At 36.9% G+C, this 17,634-nt stretch carries 15 protein-coding genes; 6 read left to right on the forward strand and 9 right to left on the reverse strand.

All coding sequences use genetic code 11. The features are described 5' to 3' along the window. Positions 1-24: 24 nt before the first annotated feature. Positions 25-1,374, reverse strand: a complete 1,350-nt coding sequence (locus tag C7D53_RS10890) for an AAA family ATPase (RefSeq protein ID WP_106916506.1) — start codon at positions 1,372-1,374, stop codon at positions 25-27. Positions 1,375-1,490: 116 nt separating this feature from the next. On the opposite strand from C7D53_RS10890, the gene C7D53_RS10895 reads away from it, so the two are divergent. Beyond that, complete coding sequence (locus C7D53_RS10895) at positions 1,491-2,393, forward strand: ABC transporter ATP-binding protein (RefSeq protein ID WP_106916507.1); 903 nt, start codon at positions 1,491-1,493, stop codon at positions 2,391-2,393. Between the two features lie 2 nt (positions 2,394-2,395). Next, the gene (locus C7D53_RS10900) at positions 2,396-3,241 is read left to right on the forward strand and encodes an ABC transporter permease (RefSeq protein WP_106916508.1); all 846 of its coding nucleotides are present in this window, start codon (positions 2,396-2,398) and stop codon (positions 3,239-3,241) included. 121 nt (positions 3,242-3,362) lie between these two features. Here the strand turns inward: C7D53_RS10900 and msrB are convergent, their stop codons facing one another. From msrB to C7D53_RS10920, 4 genes are all read right to left on the reverse strand, one after another. After that, entirely contained in the window at positions 3,363-4,463 is a 1,101-nt protein-coding gene (gene msrB, locus C7D53_RS10905) for a peptide-methionine (R)-S-oxide reductase MsrB (protein ID WP_162926147.1), read from the reverse strand. Positions 4,464-4,480: 17 nt separating this feature from the next. Further along, positions 4,481-4,930, reverse strand: coding sequence for a DUF417 family protein (locus C7D53_RS10910; RefSeq protein ID WP_106916510.1), 450 nt, complete (start codon positions 4,928-4,930; stop codon positions 4,481-4,483). 80 nt (positions 4,931-5,010) lie between these two features. Continuing rightward, positions 5,011-5,280 carry a hypothetical protein gene (locus C7D53_RS10915; protein WP_106916511.1) on the reverse strand — a complete coding sequence of 90 codons (270 nt, stop codon included), beginning with the start codon at positions 5,278-5,280 and terminating at the stop codon, positions 5,011-5,013. Between the two features lie 5 nt (positions 5,281-5,285). Then, positions 5,286-5,837: an RNA polymerase sigma factor gene (locus C7D53_RS10920; protein WP_106916741.1), complete on the reverse strand. Its 552-nt coding sequence runs from the start codon at positions 5,835-5,837 to the stop codon at positions 5,286-5,288. A gap of 345 nt (positions 5,838-6,182) precedes the next feature. Between C7D53_RS10920 and alaS the strand changes: the two genes are divergently transcribed. From alaS to C7D53_RS10940, 4 genes are all read left to right on the forward strand, one after another. Continuing rightward, positions 6,183-8,786 carry an alanine--tRNA ligase gene (gene alaS, locus C7D53_RS10925; protein WP_106916512.1) on the forward strand — a complete coding sequence of 868 codons (2,604 nt, stop codon included), beginning with the start codon at positions 6,183-6,185 and terminating at the stop codon, positions 8,784-8,786. Positions 8,787-9,003: 217 nt separating this feature from the next. Beyond that, positions 9,004-11,400: a hypothetical protein gene (locus tag C7D53_RS10930; protein ID WP_106916513.1), complete on the forward strand. Its 2,397-nt coding sequence runs from the start codon at positions 9,004-9,006 to the stop codon at positions 11,398-11,400. A 59-nt stretch (positions 11,401-11,459) separates the two neighbouring features. Continuing rightward, positions 11,460-11,696 (forward strand): hypothetical protein, encoded by a 237-nt coding sequence (locus tag C7D53_RS10935; protein ID WP_106916514.1) that lies wholly within the window; start codon positions 11,460-11,462, stop codon positions 11,694-11,696. 6 nt (positions 11,697-11,702) lie between these two features. Further along, positions 11,703-13,172 carry a M20/M25/M40 family metallo-hydrolase gene (locus tag C7D53_RS10940; RefSeq protein WP_106916515.1) on the forward strand — a complete coding sequence of 490 codons (1,470 nt, stop codon included), beginning with the start codon at positions 11,703-11,705 and terminating at the stop codon, positions 13,170-13,172. 63 nt (positions 13,173-13,235) lie between these two features. Here the strand turns inward: C7D53_RS10940 and ilvA are convergent, their stop codons facing one another. The 4 genes from ilvA to ilvB are packed head-to-tail and all read right to left on the reverse strand — an operon-like array spanning position 13,236 to position 17,623. Continuing rightward, a complete protein-coding gene (ilvA, locus tag C7D53_RS10945; RefSeq protein ID WP_106916516.1) occupies positions 13,236-14,498 on the reverse strand; it encodes a threonine ammonia-lyase IlvA in 1,263 nt (420 codons plus the stop codon). 14 nt (positions 14,499-14,512) lie between these two features. After that, positions 14,513-15,559, reverse strand: coding sequence for a ketol-acid reductoisomerase (gene ilvC, locus C7D53_RS10950; RefSeq protein WP_106916517.1), 1,047 nt, complete (start codon positions 15,557-15,559; stop codon positions 14,513-14,515). Positions 15,560-15,600: 41 nt separating this feature from the next. Continuing rightward, complete coding sequence (locus C7D53_RS10955) at positions 15,601-15,882, reverse strand: ACT domain-containing protein (RefSeq protein WP_106916518.1); 282 nt, start codon at positions 15,880-15,882, stop codon at positions 15,601-15,603. Positions 15,883-15,901: 19 nt separating this feature from the next. After that, on the reverse strand, positions 15,902-17,623 hold the full coding sequence (gene ilvB, locus C7D53_RS10960) for a biosynthetic-type acetolactate synthase large subunit (RefSeq protein ID WP_106916519.1): 1,722 nt from the start codon (positions 17,621-17,623) through the stop codon (positions 15,902-15,904). Positions 17,624-17,634: the final 11 nt, after the last annotated feature.

Genomic DNA, 17,634 nt, shown 5'->3' on the forward strand with positions numbered 1-17,634 from the left:
TCTTTTGTCTCAAGACTCTAAAAGCTACTCTTCTTTTTCTCCATTATGATGGAATCCAATGGCACGTCTTGGTTCTTCAACGATCTTATAGGTTTCAAGTTCATTTCTTAAAGCCTGAATTCTAAATTGGAATTCATCAAAGTTATTGATAATTACATCAGCCAGAAATCTTGCAACCTGATCGAGATATTCTTCAGTAAGTTTTGCTGCAGCATCACGTAAAGCTCCATTCAAGAGGGTTTGGTCAATTTTGAGCTTTTCATTTCGTGTTCTTTGGTAAAGATTTTTAATTCTTTTCTTTAAGCTTTGGGTGAAATCAATCAACATGGTGTTGCTGAAAGCTTTCATTCTTGAAGAAATATCATGCCAGAAAGGGAGCTTATCTGCTTTATTGTTTTTAAGAATTTTATAGAGTAAAGAATCTTCTTCAAGGCCTCTCGTCATTGAGTATAAGATAATCTCTGAGCGTTCCGAGGCATTAGGGGGAAATATAGGAATCATCACATCAAATCTTCCCGGCGCCAGAATTTCTTCATCAATTTCTGAAACTGAGTTGGCAGAACCTACCATTAATACGCCCTCTTTTTCAAACTTACCAATATAATGAAGGATCAGTTCCTGAGCTTCAAGATTACAAGAAGCAATATCTGTTTCTGCTTTTCTCTGCATCATAATTTCATCAAAATCATCAAGAAAAAGCAGCATTTTGTTTTCCTTCATCATGGTTAACAGGAAATCACTAAAATTAATTTCATTTCCGTCAATCAATGAAGTTCCCAGATAGTGTTTTTTTACTTCTTTAAACTGATATCCTATAATCTCGGCAATTTTATTGGCCCAAAAAATCTTCCCGCTTCCGGGAGGCCCATACAAAATAATTCCTGCGGGTTTATTAATCCCCCAATCTTTAATCTGCTGGGGATTTAAAAATGGCTCCAGTACTGCAGAGGTATAGAAAAACAGGTCTCTGTACCCTATGAAGTCTCTTTGTTGTAAACTGGTCTTATGCCCAAAATAGTCATATACGAATTTATAGTTACCTCCCAGTTTATTATCAATTCCATAACTTGAGATCGAGGATTTGAAAAAGCCATTATCAAATATATTGAGATTATTATCCTTGATTGCTTTTTCTACTTTTTCTTTAGGCTGATTGATGACTTCGGCAATCTGTTCCAAGGTTTTATTTTTATCCAAATCCTTTTCATATAATCTTAAAAAGTCTACATTTTCGCGGGCAAATTTTTCAAAATCTTCTTTTACTTCAAAGTTTGTACTCACGCAATCTACCAATTCCAGGTCAAAATCCTGTATAAACTGCTTTATGGCTTCTGCAGAAACATTGAGTTCTTCTGCGAGTTCTATTAACTTCATAATTCCCTATTAATTCTATCAAATTTAATGTATTTACATTTAAATTTCTATTGATTTATGATAATTTTGTAACAATATCTAGTTTAGATAGACTACTACTATGTAAAACAAATTACATGGAAAAGATTTTATCAGTAAAAAATTTGACGAAAAAATTCAAAAGAGTTGTAGTCAACAATATCTCTTTTGATGTTGAAAAAGGAAATGTCTATGGCCTTCTTGGTCCCAATGGAAGCGGAAAGTCTACTACTTTTGGAATGCTCCTTTCAACCATTAATCCAACCAGTGGAGATTGGTTCTGGTTCGGTAAAAAGGGAACGGATTCTGAAACTTTAAAAAAGATTGGAGCCATTATCGAACAGCCTAACTTCTACCCTTATTTAAGTGCAGAAACGAACCTTAAAATTGTAGCGGAAATTAAAAACACCCCTTATTCAAGGATTGATGAAGTTCTGAAGATTGTTAAGCTGTATGAAAGGAAAAAAGATACTTTCAAAACATTTTCTTTGGGTATGAAACAACGTCTGGCCATTGCCTCAGCTATGCTGAACAATCCAGAAGTAATGATATTAGACGAGCCAACAAACGGATTGGATCCTGAAGGAATTATTCAGATCCGAGAAATCATCAGCGATATTGCCAAACAAGGAATCACGATTATTATAGCCAGTCATCTTTTGGATGAAATTGAAAAAATATGCAGCCACGTAATCGTACTAAAAGAAGGGAATTCTATCTACTGCGGAAGAGTAGACGAAATGACTTCCAACAATGGGTATTTCGAGTTAAAAGCAGATAATAACACATTGCTTTTAAACGCTTTAAATGAGCTTCAATGGTTCTCATCCATCAATCAGGAGGGTGATCTTATCAAAGCACAGATTCGTGATGATGCTTCAATTTCAGCTTCGGCTATGAATCAAAAACTGGCTGAAAGAGGAATTTACCTTTCTCATTTGACCAAGAAAAAGTTATCGCTTGAATCTCAATTCCTTGAACTTGTAAAAAACACCCATTAGTCATGATAAAATTATTAAAACTAGAGTACTACAAAAACCTGAACTACAAACCGTTCAAAGTTTTTACAATATTATATTTTGCCATTCTTATTGCCTTACTTTTCATTGGATTGGTAGATTTTGACCTTTTCGGAGGAACAATTAACTTAAAGGAAGAAGGCATTTATAATTTCCCGGAAATCTGGAATTTCACCACATGGATTGTTGCTTTACTTAAAATTTTCCTGGGATTGATTATTGTTTTCTCTATTTCGCAGGAGTTTAGCAACCGGATGTTCAAGCAGAATACGATTGATGGATTGAGCAGACAGGAATTTATCATTTCAAAATTGCTGACAATAAGCATTTTCACTATTGTTTCTACTGTAATTGTATTGGGCATCACTCTACTTCTGGGATATCAATATTCGAACACAACAGAATCTACAAAGGTTTTTGCTGAGATTTTCTTTATTGGAAATTACCTGGTTAAACTCTTTACGTTCTTCTGTTTTCTAATGTTTCTTTCCATTTTGTTGAGAAAATCAATCTTTGTATTTCTCGCCCTTTTTGTTTTCTGGATTGGTGAGGGAATTTTAACAGCAGTTGAGGTTTTTTCAAAAGTAAAAGGGGTGCAGGGGCCGCAAAGAAATGATATCCTTCAGAATGATTTTTTTATAACACATCTTTTACCATTGGAAAGTATGTCCAGCCTTATTCCTAACCCAATGATGAGATTAAATATGGCTAAAATGATGGGTGTAAAGTATGAATTCCACTACCCTACAGAAAGCCTTATTGCATGTCTGGTATGGTCTGCTGTTTTCATATTCGGGTCATACTGGATTTTGAAGAAAAGGGATTGGTAGATATGTGATTTTTAGCTTTCTCCTATTTTTGAATATTTCAATGTTAAGTATCAAAGAACGATTTCAATTGCATTATTAACTCAAAAATAAAAGGCTGCCAAATGGCAGCCTTCCTTTCAAATTACTTTTTATCTAACAACGGAAGATATTTTCCGTATCCTTTTTTATCCATCTCAGCTTTTGGAATAAACTTCAGAGAAGCACTGTTGATACAGTAGCGTAGTCCTCCTTTATCTGTAGGTCCGTCAGTAAAGACATGTCCTAAGTGAGCATCTCCAATTTTACTTCTTACCTCTACTCTGGTCATTCCATGGGTACGATCCAGTTTTTCATCAATCATACTTTTTGTAATAGGTTTTGAAAAGCTTGGCCATCCACAACCCGATTCAAATTTGTCTGTTGATATAAATAAAGGTTCACCGGTGGTAATATCCACATAAATCCCCTCTCTCGTTTCGTTCCAGTATTCATTTTGGAAAGCTCTTTCTGTTCCGTTTTCCTGAGTTACGTTATATTGTTCTGCACTTAATTTTTCTTTTAAAACCTTTTTATCCTGTTTTTGATAAGTTGTAGCCTTTGGAAGCGGATTTGCTTTCTTTGCCATTTCAAAAAGGCCCGGTTCAATATGGCAGTAACCTCCAGGGTTTTTATCCAAATAATCCTGATGATAATCTTCTGCTTTGTAGAAATTTTTCAATGCAATGGTCTCTACCACTAGTGGCTTACTATAATTTTTAGCCAACATCTGAACTTCTCCTTTCACCACAGCCTCATCGTTTTTATCCGTGAAATAAATTCCCGTTCTATATTGGTTCCCACGGTCATTGCCTTGTTTATCAATACTTGTAGGGTCAATGGTCTTAAAATACAGATCAATCAATAGTTTCAGATCTACCTGCTCCGGATCATACTTCACTTTTACAGTCTCTGCAAAACCTGTTGTATGACTTACCACTTCCTCATAGGTAGGATTTTGAGTGTTCCCGTTTGCATAACCCACTTCTGTTCCTACAACTCCACGAATCTGTTGAAAGAAATGTTCTGTTCCCCAGAAGCATCCACCGGCAAAATAAATCTCTCTGATGTTTTTGTTATCCATAATTTCTTGTTTTTCTTTCTTTATCTCAACTTCATTGGGCTTGTTCTTTTTAAAAAGCCCGGACTCTGCAGCAAAAACTGCAATACCCAGAATAATTCCAAGTACTATTAATATATTTTTCATATTTAGCTTTTTATTCATTATTTATTATTTTGAACCATCATTAATCCAAATCCTAAAAGCATAAGGTCTTTCAAGATAAAAAAGTCTGTGACTGGTACTCCGTCCACTACTTTCCACATTCCCGGAGTGGTAAACAGATAACTTAAAGTAACAAGGAAAGTAACAATCATTCCTATTCCTGCGTACTTTCTTAACCATGCAAATTTCGCACTAAATAGGAGTAGTAAGGCAATGATAATTTCTATCGCTCCGATAAGATTTGACACAGCCTGAGCACTCATAATCTTATATACGAAAAAGGTTAAGAAATGGTTTTCAACCAAGGGTTTTATTGCGGCAGCTTCCGTGGGAGTAAATTTGAAAATACCGATCCAGAGCAAAATAAGAGCAGCTCCGAAGAGGGAAACGTAGTATCCCAGATTGTACGTTGATTGATTATTACCCGTTTTATTTGTTGTTCCTACCATTTTTAAAGATTTTGAATTAATACTTTTATTGTTTTCAAAAGTATAGTCGGAACTATTTCAAAATCCTGACAAAAATTTTTCTAGAAATTTAATTTATCAATCATTTTATTTTTAAAATCCTGAATTTCAGATTCATTTATTTCTCCTGATTTCTGAGAAATCGTCTTTTTAAAAACCTTATCCAATAGTGCTAGTTTCTCACTATACATCCTGCACCATTTACAAATCATTAAATGGGCACCCAGCTTTCTGTTTTCTTTGGCAGAAATAGATCCGGCATTTCGTTTTTCCATAAGCAGAGTTGCTTCACTGCATGGTAGAAATAAGGTATGTAATATTTTTTTTAGCATTTTAATTATATTCTTGAAAACCAGTTAAACTCCAGGCATTCCCTAAGCTGTACCCGGCTTCGTTGAAGAATCTTCCAAAGGTTAGTCGTAGAAACATTCAATTCCTGACTCACCTCAGGTGCTTTTTTTTCTTCAAGATAATACATTTTTAATAAAATCTTCCATCTAGCAGGCAATTCTTCGATACATTCTTCAAGTGTTTTATTGAATTCCTGATTATCCAAAAGTTCAGCTTCTGTTGAAACATTCCAGTCATTGATGACATCTTTATTCTTCCATGAACCTGTTTCATCAAAAAAATGATCTAGCTTAATAGTGGGTTCCGATTTATATTTATTCCGGTAGAAATCAGCAATTTTTCTGTTAAGGATAGCCATTAGCCAAGTTAAAGGCTGGCTTTTTCCTTCAAATGAGTCATAATTTGAAAAAGCAGCTATAAAGACATCCTGAACTACATCCTGAGCGTCTTCCTTATTCGAAAGCACATACAATGCCCGCTTCAAAAGGGGGCCGGAATATTGCTCTATCCAGTTTTTCAGTTCTTCATCTTTTGTCATTGGAAAGTTTTTTATCTTATTCAGATCATAGCGAAGATAGTAAGTTAAATGGAAAGAAAAAATAATTAATGCAGGATATGGCAAGCATACAAAGAGCTTTATTCTTAATAAAATTTTAGACTGTATATTCTAATGGTAATTATTGAGTATGATGTATATTAAATGATAAATTTCTTCAGCATCCTATCCCATTTTTAAAAGAACAAATCGAAGTTATTCCCAATATTATGTCTGACATTTGATAAAACATCCTTGAAAAAATCTAATATTAGATATTAAATCACCTAAAAATCTTAAATTTGCATCTTATCAAAATTTGATATTAAAAAAAGCAAAAGCAATACTATGACATCACAAGAGATACGTCAAAAATTTTTAGACTATTTTAAAAGTAAGGAGCACCTTATCGTTCCTTCGGCTCCTATTGTGCTGAAAGACGACCCTACCCTTATGTTTTCCAACTCCGGAATGACGCAGTTCAAGGATTTCTTCCTAGGCTACAAAACACCTACGGCCCCAAGAATTGCCGATACACAGAAGTGTCTGAGAGTTTCAGGAAAGCACAATGATTTGGATGATGTAGGTAGAGATACTTACCACCACACCATGTTTGAAATGTTAGGGAACTGGTCTTTCGGGGATTACTTCAAAAAAGAGGCTATTGCTTTTGCCTGGGAATTACTGACTGAAGTATACGGAATTCCAAAAGAAAATTTATATGTAACTATTTTCGAGGGAGACGCTTCTGAAAATCTGGACAGAGACCAGGATGCGTATGACTTCTGGAAATCTCATATTTCTGAGGACAGAATCATCAACGGAAATAAAAAGGATAATTTCTGGGAAATGGGTGAAAGCGGACCATGTGGACCGTGTTCAGAAATCCATGTTGACTTAAGAACCCCTGAAGAAAAAGCTCAGGTTTCTGGACTTGAATTGGTAAATAATGACCACCCCCAGGTTGTTGAGGTATGGAACCTGGTTTTCATGGAGTTCAACAGAAAGGCTGATAAGTCTTTGGAAAAACTTCCTGCTCAGCATGTAGACACAGGGATGGGCTTTGAGCGTCTTTGTATGGCACTTCAAGGGAAATCTTCCAACTATGATACAGATGTTTTCACTCCGCTTATTTCTAAAGTTGAAGAACTTTCAGGTAAAAAATATACAGGAATTTTAGAGGACGAAAAAGATATTGCCATCCGTGTTGTGGTAGACCACATCAGAGCGGTTTCTTTTGCTATTGCAGACGGGCAGCTTCCTTCTAACGGAGGAGCAGGTTATGTAATCAGAAGAATTTTAAGAAGAGGTATTTCATATTCTTACAGATTCCTTGGAATGAAAGAACCTTTCCTTTATAAATTGGTTGCGGTTCTACAGGAGCAAATGGGATCTTTCTTCCCTGAACTTGAAAAACAAGGAAAACTGGTTTCTGAAGTGATTAAAAGTGAAGAGGAATCTTTCCTAAAAACCATTGAAAACGGATTGATCAGAGTTGAAAAATTAATTCAACAGACCATTACGGATAACCTAAAGGTACTACCAAGTGAAGAAGTTTTTGAATTATATGATACTTATGGTTTCCCTGATGACTTAACAAGAATTATTGCTGAGGAAAAAGGATTAACCATTGATGAGGAGGGCTTCAAGGCTGAAATGGAAAAGCAAAAACAACGCTCTAAGTCAGATTCTGCTCAAAAGGTTTATGACTGGGTAGTTTTGGAAGAAAAACCGGAATCATTCGTAGGATATGATCAGATTGAATCTGAAACATATATTACAAGATACAGAAAGGTAGAAAACAAAGACGGGGAATTTTATCAGGTAGTACTGAGCAGCTCTCCTTTCTACCCTGAAGGAGGTGGACAGGTTGGAGATAAAGGTCTTCTGGAAAACGCTTCAGAAAGCTTTGAAGTGCTGGAAACTAAAAAGGAGAACGGATTAATCGTTTCATTGATTGATGGTCTTCCAAAGGATGCAGGAGCTGTTTTCTATGCTAAGGTAAATGCTACCGACAGAAAGAACTCTCAGGCTAACCACTCTGTAACCCACCTTTTACATGAGGCATTGAGAGATGTTTTAGGAACGCACGTTGAACAGAAAGGTTCTTACGTAGGTCCGGATTATCTTCGTTTTGACTTCTCTCACTTCAATAAAATGACTGAGGAAGAATTGGCTTTAATTGAAGAAAAAGTAAATCATAAGATCAAAGAAAGCATTGCTTTACAGGAGTTCAGAAATATCCCTATTCAGGAGGCTTTGAACAAAGGTGCAATGGCTTTATTTGGAGAAAAATACGGTGACAGTGTGAGAATGATTCAGTTCGGAAGTTCAAGAGAACTTTGCGGAGGAACTCACGTAAAAAACACCAGCGAAATTGGTCATTTCAAAATTACATCTGAAGGTTCTGCAGCAGCAGGAATCAGAAGAATTGAAGCTATTTCCGGTGATAAATCTGAAGAATACTTCAATAATCTTGAAAAGCAGATCATTGAGCTGTCACAATTACTAAAATCTAAGGATGTAGTAAGATCCATCGAAAAACTTATTGAGGAAAATACTTCGCTGAAGGCTGAGGTAGATGCCCTTAAAAAAGAAAAAGCAAAAGGAGAAATCGGTGATTGGAAAACCGCTTACGAACAGAAAGGCAATAAGCAATTGCTAGTAAAGAAGACTTCTTTGGATGCTGGTTCTGTTAAGGATATTGTATTCCAGTTGAAGAGAGAGATCCCTACTTCGGTGACGATCATTCTTTCTGATGCAGACGGGAAACCAATGATCACTGTAGGAGTTTCTGATGATCTGGCTGCAGATTATCAGGCCGGAGCTATTGTAAAGGATCTGGCAAAAGAAATCCAAGGCGGCGGGGGCGGAAACCCTGGCTTTGCTACTGCAGGAGGGAAAAACCTATCCGGATTGGAAAATGCTTACCAGAAAGCTTTAAATATTTAAAAGATATTTTAAAATATAATAAACTCCTGAATTTAATGTATTCAGGAGTTTTTTTATTGGAAATTGTAAAGAATTTCAGAATGACAATCTACCCTTAAGCTTAATCATCATTCTGTAGGAAATATCCATTTACTCATTAGATTAAATCAATGTTATACTCTGTTAAAAAACTTTTATACAAGAATAAATATCATTATTTTTGACGTAGTTTTTTTACATGAAAAGGGGTTTACAATTATTATTTTTCCTGATTTATTTTTTGGGTTATTCGCAACTGAAAATAAAAGTTGTAGATGACGCCAATCAAAAACCTATCTCTAATGCTAAGGTCTTCTGTGAGGGCCAAATCCTTGGCTACACGAATGTACAGGGGGTTTTAGAGTTTAAAACTACATGCAGAAACATAGAGGTAGAGGCCGAATCCTATAAAAAGGAAATAACATCTGTGGAAAGCAGCATGGAGGTTTCTCTTACCAAAAAATCATCAAAGACAACAGCCATTGAAGCAGTTGTAATTGAGGATAAAAGTGATCCAAGAGCATTGGAAATTCTTAAAAAGGTGAACAAAATGTTCAATGAGAACTCTCCTAAAAGCTTAGGTTCCTATGCTTACAAATCCTACGAAAAAATCTCACTGGATATTGACGAGGATAGTCTCTCTCAGTTTAATCAGTATTTTAATGACCTCAACATTTTCAAGAAAAAGAGAGAAAAAGATTCACTGAATAACATCAATGCAAGGAAGATCTTTGCAAAAAGTAAACTCTTCCTCTGGGAAAGAGCGCAGGAGTTTTTATATTCCAAAAAGTATGGAGAAAAGATCAATATCCTGGACAACCGAATTTCGGGTTTAAAGCAGCCGGTTTATGAGATGATTGCTCTTCAGCAAAGTAATAGAGATGTTGTTCCGGAACAGTTAAAACCGGAAAACAGGGGTCTTTACAGATTCTTTCTGTCAGATACCATCGAGCTTGACGGAAGAAAAAACTTTGTGATCCGTTTCCGTGAAGTTAACTACAAAAATCCGGACAGAAAAAGAAAATACAATGGCTCCATTTATATAGATACGGAGACCTACGGAATTAAAAAAATTGAAAATTTCAGCAAAAACAAGAACGACGGAATTATTACCAGCACCTGGGTGTTTTATAATAACAAATGGTTCCTTGCCCATGAAAAAACCAAGCTTAAAATGGGTAAAATGGCAATGGATGATAAGGAACATGTTAATAAAAAGGATAAGAAAAGCTTTGGTACCTACGCCTTCCTTACTTCCAAATATTTTGACTTTGAATCTCCTATTGAGGAAAAAGCCCAAGACTTCAAGGGCTATACATTCTCTGTAAAAAGTATTGACGGGCATTCTCTGGATCGATACAGAACTGATCCGCTTACTGAAAGAGAACAAAATACCTATAAAACAATTGACAGCCTTGGTAAAAAATATAAAATTGATAGTAAGGCACAGATCATTTCAGGTTTGCTTAACGGCCAAATAAGAGTAAATGCGGTAGATTTTGCGGTGGATGAAATTGTCAACTATAACTCGTATGAGGGGTTCAGGCTTGGATTAAAAGCTAAGATCAATGAAAATTTCAACCCTTATTTTTCTCCTGATTACTATTTTGCCTACGGTGTAAAAGACAGAAGATGGAAATACGGAATGGGTATAGATGTGAAGACTACATTAAGAAAAAACTCATTCTTCAGGTTTGAATTTTATGATGATGTGACCGCTTCAGGGGAGTTTTACAGACGACTCTGGAATTTCAAAATGAGGATGATGAACTTTGGAAATAATCTTAATAATGATAAGTATTTCCACTTCAAGGGTGCATCATTGTCTTATCTGAACGATGTTACCAACGGACTTACTCTTGCTCTTGCTGTAAGAAGAAATATTGAAGAGGCTGAGTTTGATTACCAGTTTAGAGATGGAGGATCTTCGTTTAAGAATTTCAATACCTTATTTACGTTAAAGTATTCTCCCAATTCTACCAATATTATGACTCCACAGGGGAAATCCCTGATAGACCAAAAGTATCCGGAGCTTTATTTTAACTATGAACAAAGCTATAAAGTAGCAGGTGGAAGTTTCAATTACTCCCGTTTTGATGCCCTTTTTGTACATAATTTCAAGACTCCGATCGGAACTACAGGTTTCAGATTGTATGGAGGTGTAGTTTTGGGTGAAGCTCCAATATGGAAGAACTTTACCATGAACGGACTAGCCTCTCCCGGTAAGGATTTTAATTTTAACCTTACTTCATTCCTTGGATTTGCAACACTGGAGGGTGGAAAATTTTATAATGATAAGTTCGTAGCCTATTATTTTACACACAAGCTTCCTTTTTACTTCAAAAGCTTTGGACACAACGTTTCCAGCTTTGATTTTGTACTGCGCGGAACTATTGGGGACATGAAGCATCCTGAATATCATCAGTTTAAATTTAAGAAGCTTGACCACCTCTATCAGGAGGTTGGTTTGGAATGGAATAACTTCCTTTCAAGCTATTTCAATCTGGGATTATTCTACAGAGTGGGTTATTATGCAACGCCACACTTCAAGGAAAATTTCGCCATCCAGTTCAAATTAAAGTTCCTGGAATTTTAAGCTCCAAATCTTTAATTACAATCATTATACAATACATTATACACCATATATAAGCTACCATGCAGAGAATAGAAATAAAAGCTGAAGCATTTTTTGAATTATTAAAATTAAAAGATACTTCCATGTGGGAAATATTTTCACAGATGATTAACGGGGAAGAAAAAGAAATTATATTTTTGGATAATGAAAATAAGATTCTTTTCAACTATGTCTTACCCTCTAACCCTGAGAAACTGGAAGAGGACAGAAAAGAGTTTTCAAAGCAATTTGCTGATAAACTAAATCATTTAAATTAAAATCAGATGAATAGAAATTATATTTTTTCCCTGTTGAGTATGCTTGTATTCAGTATGGGAAATGCTCAAAACTATAAGAAACCTCTGGTTTCCGCTATCAAGGAGTCTGATCTTAGAAAGGACATGTATGAATTGGCGGCAGATCAGTTCTGGGGGCGTGAAGCTGGAACCTTGGACGAATTAAAGGTTTCTATGTGGCTTGCCGACAAAGCCAAGGAAGCAGGAATGAAGCCAGCCGGCGATCACGGTACATTTTTTCAGTTCTTTGATATGTACAGGCATCAGGTAATTCCTCAAAGCAGCCTGAAAATTGGAGACAATAATTTAAAGCTATGGAAAGACTATCTTGTGGCAGAACCTGTAAATGCTTCTCTGGATGCTGAAGTGGTATACGCAGGAAATGCAGAGCCTGAGGATCTTTCTAAATTGAACATCAAAGGAAAAGTATTGGCAGTAAATGCTTCTGATAAAAATATAGAAAAGGAAATGACTCTTTTTGTAAGAAGATATCCCGGATTTGTAAGAACCAAATACTACAATAAAGCCTATGAACTTGGAGCTAAGGCAATTATTTTTATCACTGATGACCTGTCTGAACAAAGCTGGCCGGAAGTTCTTCCCCAAATGACAAGAGGAAGCTATGGCGTAGAGGGATTAAGAGAAAAAATAACGAACAACATTCCTGTTCTTTGGATCAAAAAAGAAAATGCAGGCTGGGTAAAGAACAACCCGAAAGCTTCTCTTAACCTGATAACAGAAACCTATAAATATCCATCCGTAAATATCATCGGAAAAATTGAAGGAACAGATCCTTCCCTTAAGGATGAATATGTTTTGCTTAGCGGACATCAGGACCACGACGGGATCAGACATCCTGTAAAGAATGACACCATCTACAACGGGGCTGATGATAATGCAAGTACCTGCGTAGCGATGTTAGCAATGGCAAGAGCCTATAAAAAACAACCCGGAAAAAGAAGCATGCTGTTTGTTTTCCATGGTGCTGAAGAAAGAGGTTTGCTTGGATCCAGATGGCATGCTGCACATCCTGTTGTTCCAAAAGAGAAAATTGTAGCAGTCCTAAATGGAGATATGATTGGAAGAAACAGCAATGATGAAGCCGCTTTATTAGGAGGGAATGCTCCTCACAAAAATTCTGAGGATTTGGTAAAAATGGCAGAGGAAGCCAATAATGAAAGTACTAAATTCAAATATTTGAAAGACTGGGACTCTCCTAGTCATGCAGAATTCTTTTACTTCAGAAGTGATCATCTTCCTTATGCTAAAATTGGTATTCCTGCCATATTTTTCACCAGTGTACTGCATGATCAGTACCATACCCCACAGGATGAATCTGAAAACATCAATTACAAAAAGTTATATAAAATGACGGAATGGATGTACAGAACTTCCTGGAAAGTAGCTAATGAAGCTGAACGTCCGAAAATTATTTCAAATTTTACCCTTGAAAGATAAATAACAAAAAGCTTCACAAATTGTGAAGCTTTTTTCATCATCATGTTTTTAGTAATGGCCTGATTATATAAGTAAATTCATTAAGGACGGATCATTGTTCAGATAATTGACGAAGAAATCGTGTTTTTTCATGTTATCAATTAATAGAGTAAAATCTTCTTTTTGCTTTAGAGCAATTCCCACAACTGCTATTCCTTTTTCTTTTGAATTTTTTTGAGTGTATTCAAAAAAAGTAATATCATCATTTTGTCCCAACACTTCCATTACAAAGGATTTCAAAGCTCCCGGACGTTGCGGAAACCTTACCAGAAAATAATGTTTTAAGTTGGCATGCAACAAGGCTTTTTCCTTGATTTCTTCCATTCGGGTGATATCATTATTACTTCCACTGATGATACATACAACATTTTTTTCCTGTATCTGATCTTTATATTTCTCCAATGCTGCTACGGAAAGGGCTCCCGCAGGTTCCACAACAATGGCATCTTTGTTATACAATGAAAGTATGGTTTCGCATACCAAGCCCTCTTCTACGGTTGCCATGTCATGTAGAACATTTTTACAAAGCTCAAAATTGAGATTTCCTACCTGCTGTACGGCTGCCCCATCTACAAATCGGCTGATTTTTTCAAGAAGTACGGGCTTTCCATTTTCCAGGGCCTTTTTCATACTCGCCGCCGCCGATGGTTCTACTCCAATAATTTTTGTCTGGGGAGACAGCTCTTGAAAAACAGAACATATGCCAGCAGCCAAGCCCCCACCTCCTATTGGTACAAAAAGATAATCAATAGGTTCTTCGGCCTGTTCGAGAATTTCCAATGCCGTGGTAGCTTGCCCTTCAATAATTGCGGGATCATCAAACGGATGAATAAACATTCCGTCTTTTTCTTTACAAAACCTCATCGCAGCATCTTTGGCTTCATCAAATGTATCTCCGAACAAAATGACTTCAATATCATTCCCACCAAACATTTTCACCTGCTCCAATTTCTGTCCCGGCGTTGGTAAAGGCATAAAAATAGTCCCTTTCACCTTCATAGAATTGCAGGCAAAGGCAACTCCCTGAGCATGATTTCCTGCACTGGCACAAACAACACCTCGGGAAAGTTCTTCCTGAGACATTGTTGCCATCTTGTTGTAAGCTCCTCTAATTTTATAGGATCTTACTCTTTGAAGATCTTCTCTTTTAAAGCTTATTTTCGCATTATAGACCGTTGACAGGTTATTATTAACAGCCAAAGGGGTTCTGACGCATACATTTTTGAGTCTTTCTGCAGCACTATAGACATTATCCAATATGGATAGATAGGTTTCTCCCGTCCTCATTTTCTTTTTTTGTTTTAATTATTCTCAGGTCTCAGACTGCGTACCGTTTTTCCGGCTCTCCACATCTCACTTTCTCTTAATTCGGTTAACTCTACCTCCAGTTTTTCTCTGTAATCCGGCTTACTGTTGCTGTCTATGGATCTTTGGGCTTCATTTCCCTGAGCAACGCTGTCATACAGTTCTTCAAATAATGGAGAAGTAGCATCTCTAAAGCGTTTCCACCAATCCAATGCTCCTCTTTGCGCTGTTGTACTGCAGTTGGCGTACATCCAATCCATTCCGTTTTCGGCTACCAAGGGCATTAATGATTGGGTAAGTTCTTCTACAGTTTCGTTGAATGCTTCAGAAGGGCTGTGTCCGTTTTTTCTTAATACATCATATTGGGCAGCAAATATTCCCTGTACAGCACCCATCAATGTTCCTCTTTCCCCGGCAAGGTCACTGTAAACTTCTTTTTTAAAATTGGTTTCAAATAAATAGCCGCTTCCTATGGCAATTCCAAGGGCAGTAACTCTTTCTCTGGCTTTTCCTGTGGCATCCTGATACACGGCAAAACTGCTGTTCAATCCTCTATCCTGAAGAAACATTCTTCTGAGTGAGGTTCCTGATCCCTTGGGAGCTACAAGGAAAACATCTACATCTGCAGGCGGAACAATTCCTGTACGCTCATTAAAGGTAATCCCGAATCCGTGAGAGAAGTATAACGCTTTTCCGGCAGTAAGGTGTTGTTTTACCTTTGGCCAGTATTCTATTTGTGCGGCATCGCTCAGAAGATAGCAGATTATGGTTCCCTTTTGTAAGGCTTCCTCTATTTCAAAAAGTGTTTCACCCGGAACAAACCCGTCTGCCACTGCTTTATCCCAAGATTTTGAGTTTTTTCTCTGGCCTACGATGACGTTAATTCCGTTGTCTTTTTGATTAAGTGCCTGCCCCGGCCCTTGCACTCCATACCCGATTACGGCTACCACTTCATCTTTTAATACTTCCTGAGCTTTTTCCAATGGAAATTCTTCTCTTGTTACTACGTTTTCTTCTACTCCTCCAAAATTCAATTTTGCCATTTCTTTTAATTTTATTTATTATATATTATTTAATTTTCTACTTAGCTTGCATGTTCTATTACGGTCAGATGTGGATTTTTATGATAATGAACTTCCAATACATCTACCTGTTTTTCCATTTGTCTGGTAATCTTCTGCACAGATTCTTCTGTTTCTTTGATGGTGATAACAAACTTTTTTATCTTTTCTATTTCTGAAGGACCCATATTGAAATTCATAATTGAAATCCTTCTTCTTGAAAAAATAGCATTGATCCTTGTGATCAATCCCAAACAATCTTCTGTATAAGCTGTTATGGTATATTCTTTATTTTCTGTGATCATTTTTTTCCTGTTTATGTTATTATTTTTGATTCAATACAATCTCTGAAACACTTTTCCCCTGTGGAATCATAGGAAATACATTGTGCTTCTTTCCTGTCATCACTTCAAGGAGAAATGCTCCTTTATGATCAAGCATTTCACGGAGCGCACTCTCCAGATCTTTCCTTTGGGCCACTTTATTTCCAGAAATGCCATAACCCTTCGCAACCTGTACAAAATCAGGGCTTTGAATGTCAACAAATGAATATCGTTCTTCATGAAAAAGCTCCTGCCATTGTCTTACCATTCCCAGATAGCTGTTATTAAGAATTAAAATTTTAATATCCGGATGATACTGCATCACTGTTCCCAACTCCTGAATATTCATCTGGGCACCTCCATCACCCATTACAGCAATTACAGGAAGATTATGTTCCCCATAAGCTGCTCCTATTGCTGCAGGAAGACAAAATCCCATGGTACCCAGTCCGCCGCTTGTAATATTCGTTCTCGGATTTTTAAAGTTTGAATATCTACAGGTTACCATCTGATGTTGCCCAACATCGGTTACAATAACCGCTTCTCCTTTTGTTATTTCGTTGAGGTATCTAATCACTTCTCCCATTGTGATTTCTCCTTCTGTAGGATATAATTCATCATTGATAAGGTTAATGCTTTCAACTTCCATACAATCCTTAAATTTTTGATGCCATTCCGAATGTTCTCTTTTATTGATGAAAGCAGTTATAAGAGGCAGGGTTTCCTTACAATTTCCAAGAACCGGCACATCTACTTTTACATTTTTGTTGATCTCTGCCTTATCAATATCCAGATGAATAATCTTTGCCTGTTTCGCATATTGATCCAGTCTTCCTGTAACACGGTCGTCAAAGCGCATTCCCACAGCAATAAGCACATCACATTGGTTGGTAAGAATATTGGGACCATAGTTTCCATGCATTCCTACCATTCCTACCGCCTGAGGATGATCTGTAGGAACAGCACTCATTCCCAAAACAGTCCATGCAATCGGAATTCCTGATTTTTCGGCAAACTGCAAAAACTCTTGCTCTGCTTTCCCCAACATAATCCCCTGACCTGCAATAATGAATGGGCGTTCTGCCTTATTAATCAAATCCGCAGCCTGTTCGGCATACTCTATTGATGGAACCGGATCCGGCTTATAGCTTCTCAATGAATGACAGGGTGAATATCCTTTATATGAAACTTTCTGTAGCTGGGCATTTTTTGTCACATCAATGAGTACGGGCCCTGGGCGACCTGATTTTGCAATATAGAATGCCTTGGCCAGTACTTCGGGAAGTTCATTGGCGTCGGTAACCTGATAATTCCATTTGGTAACGGGGCTTGTTACATTCATTACATCTATTTCCTGAAAAGCATCTGTCCCCAGAAGATGTTCAAAAACCTGTCCTGTAATGCATACAATAGGTGTATTATCCAGTAAGGCATCAGCCAGCCCAGTTACGAGATTAGTAGCTCCCGGACCACTGGTTGCCATTACCACTCCTACTTTTCCTGATACTCTCGCCAATCCTTGTGCTGCATGTACAGCTGCTTGTTCGTGGCGTACAAGGATATGCTCTAACTGTTCCTTATAATCATAAAGTGCATCATAGATCGGAATAATAGCCCCTCCGGGGTATCCAAAAACGGTATGTACATCTTCCTGAAGAAATGCTTCAAGTATAATCCGGCTTCCGCTCAGTTCTGTTTCTGTTGATAGATTTAGGTTCTTCATGATGTTTTATT

Origin of the sequence: Chryseobacterium aurantiacum (assembly GCF_003020585.1) — a bacterium.
GTDB classification, from domain to species: domain Bacteria; phylum Bacteroidota; class Bacteroidia; order Flavobacteriales; family Weeksellaceae; genus Chryseobacterium; species Chryseobacterium aurantiacum.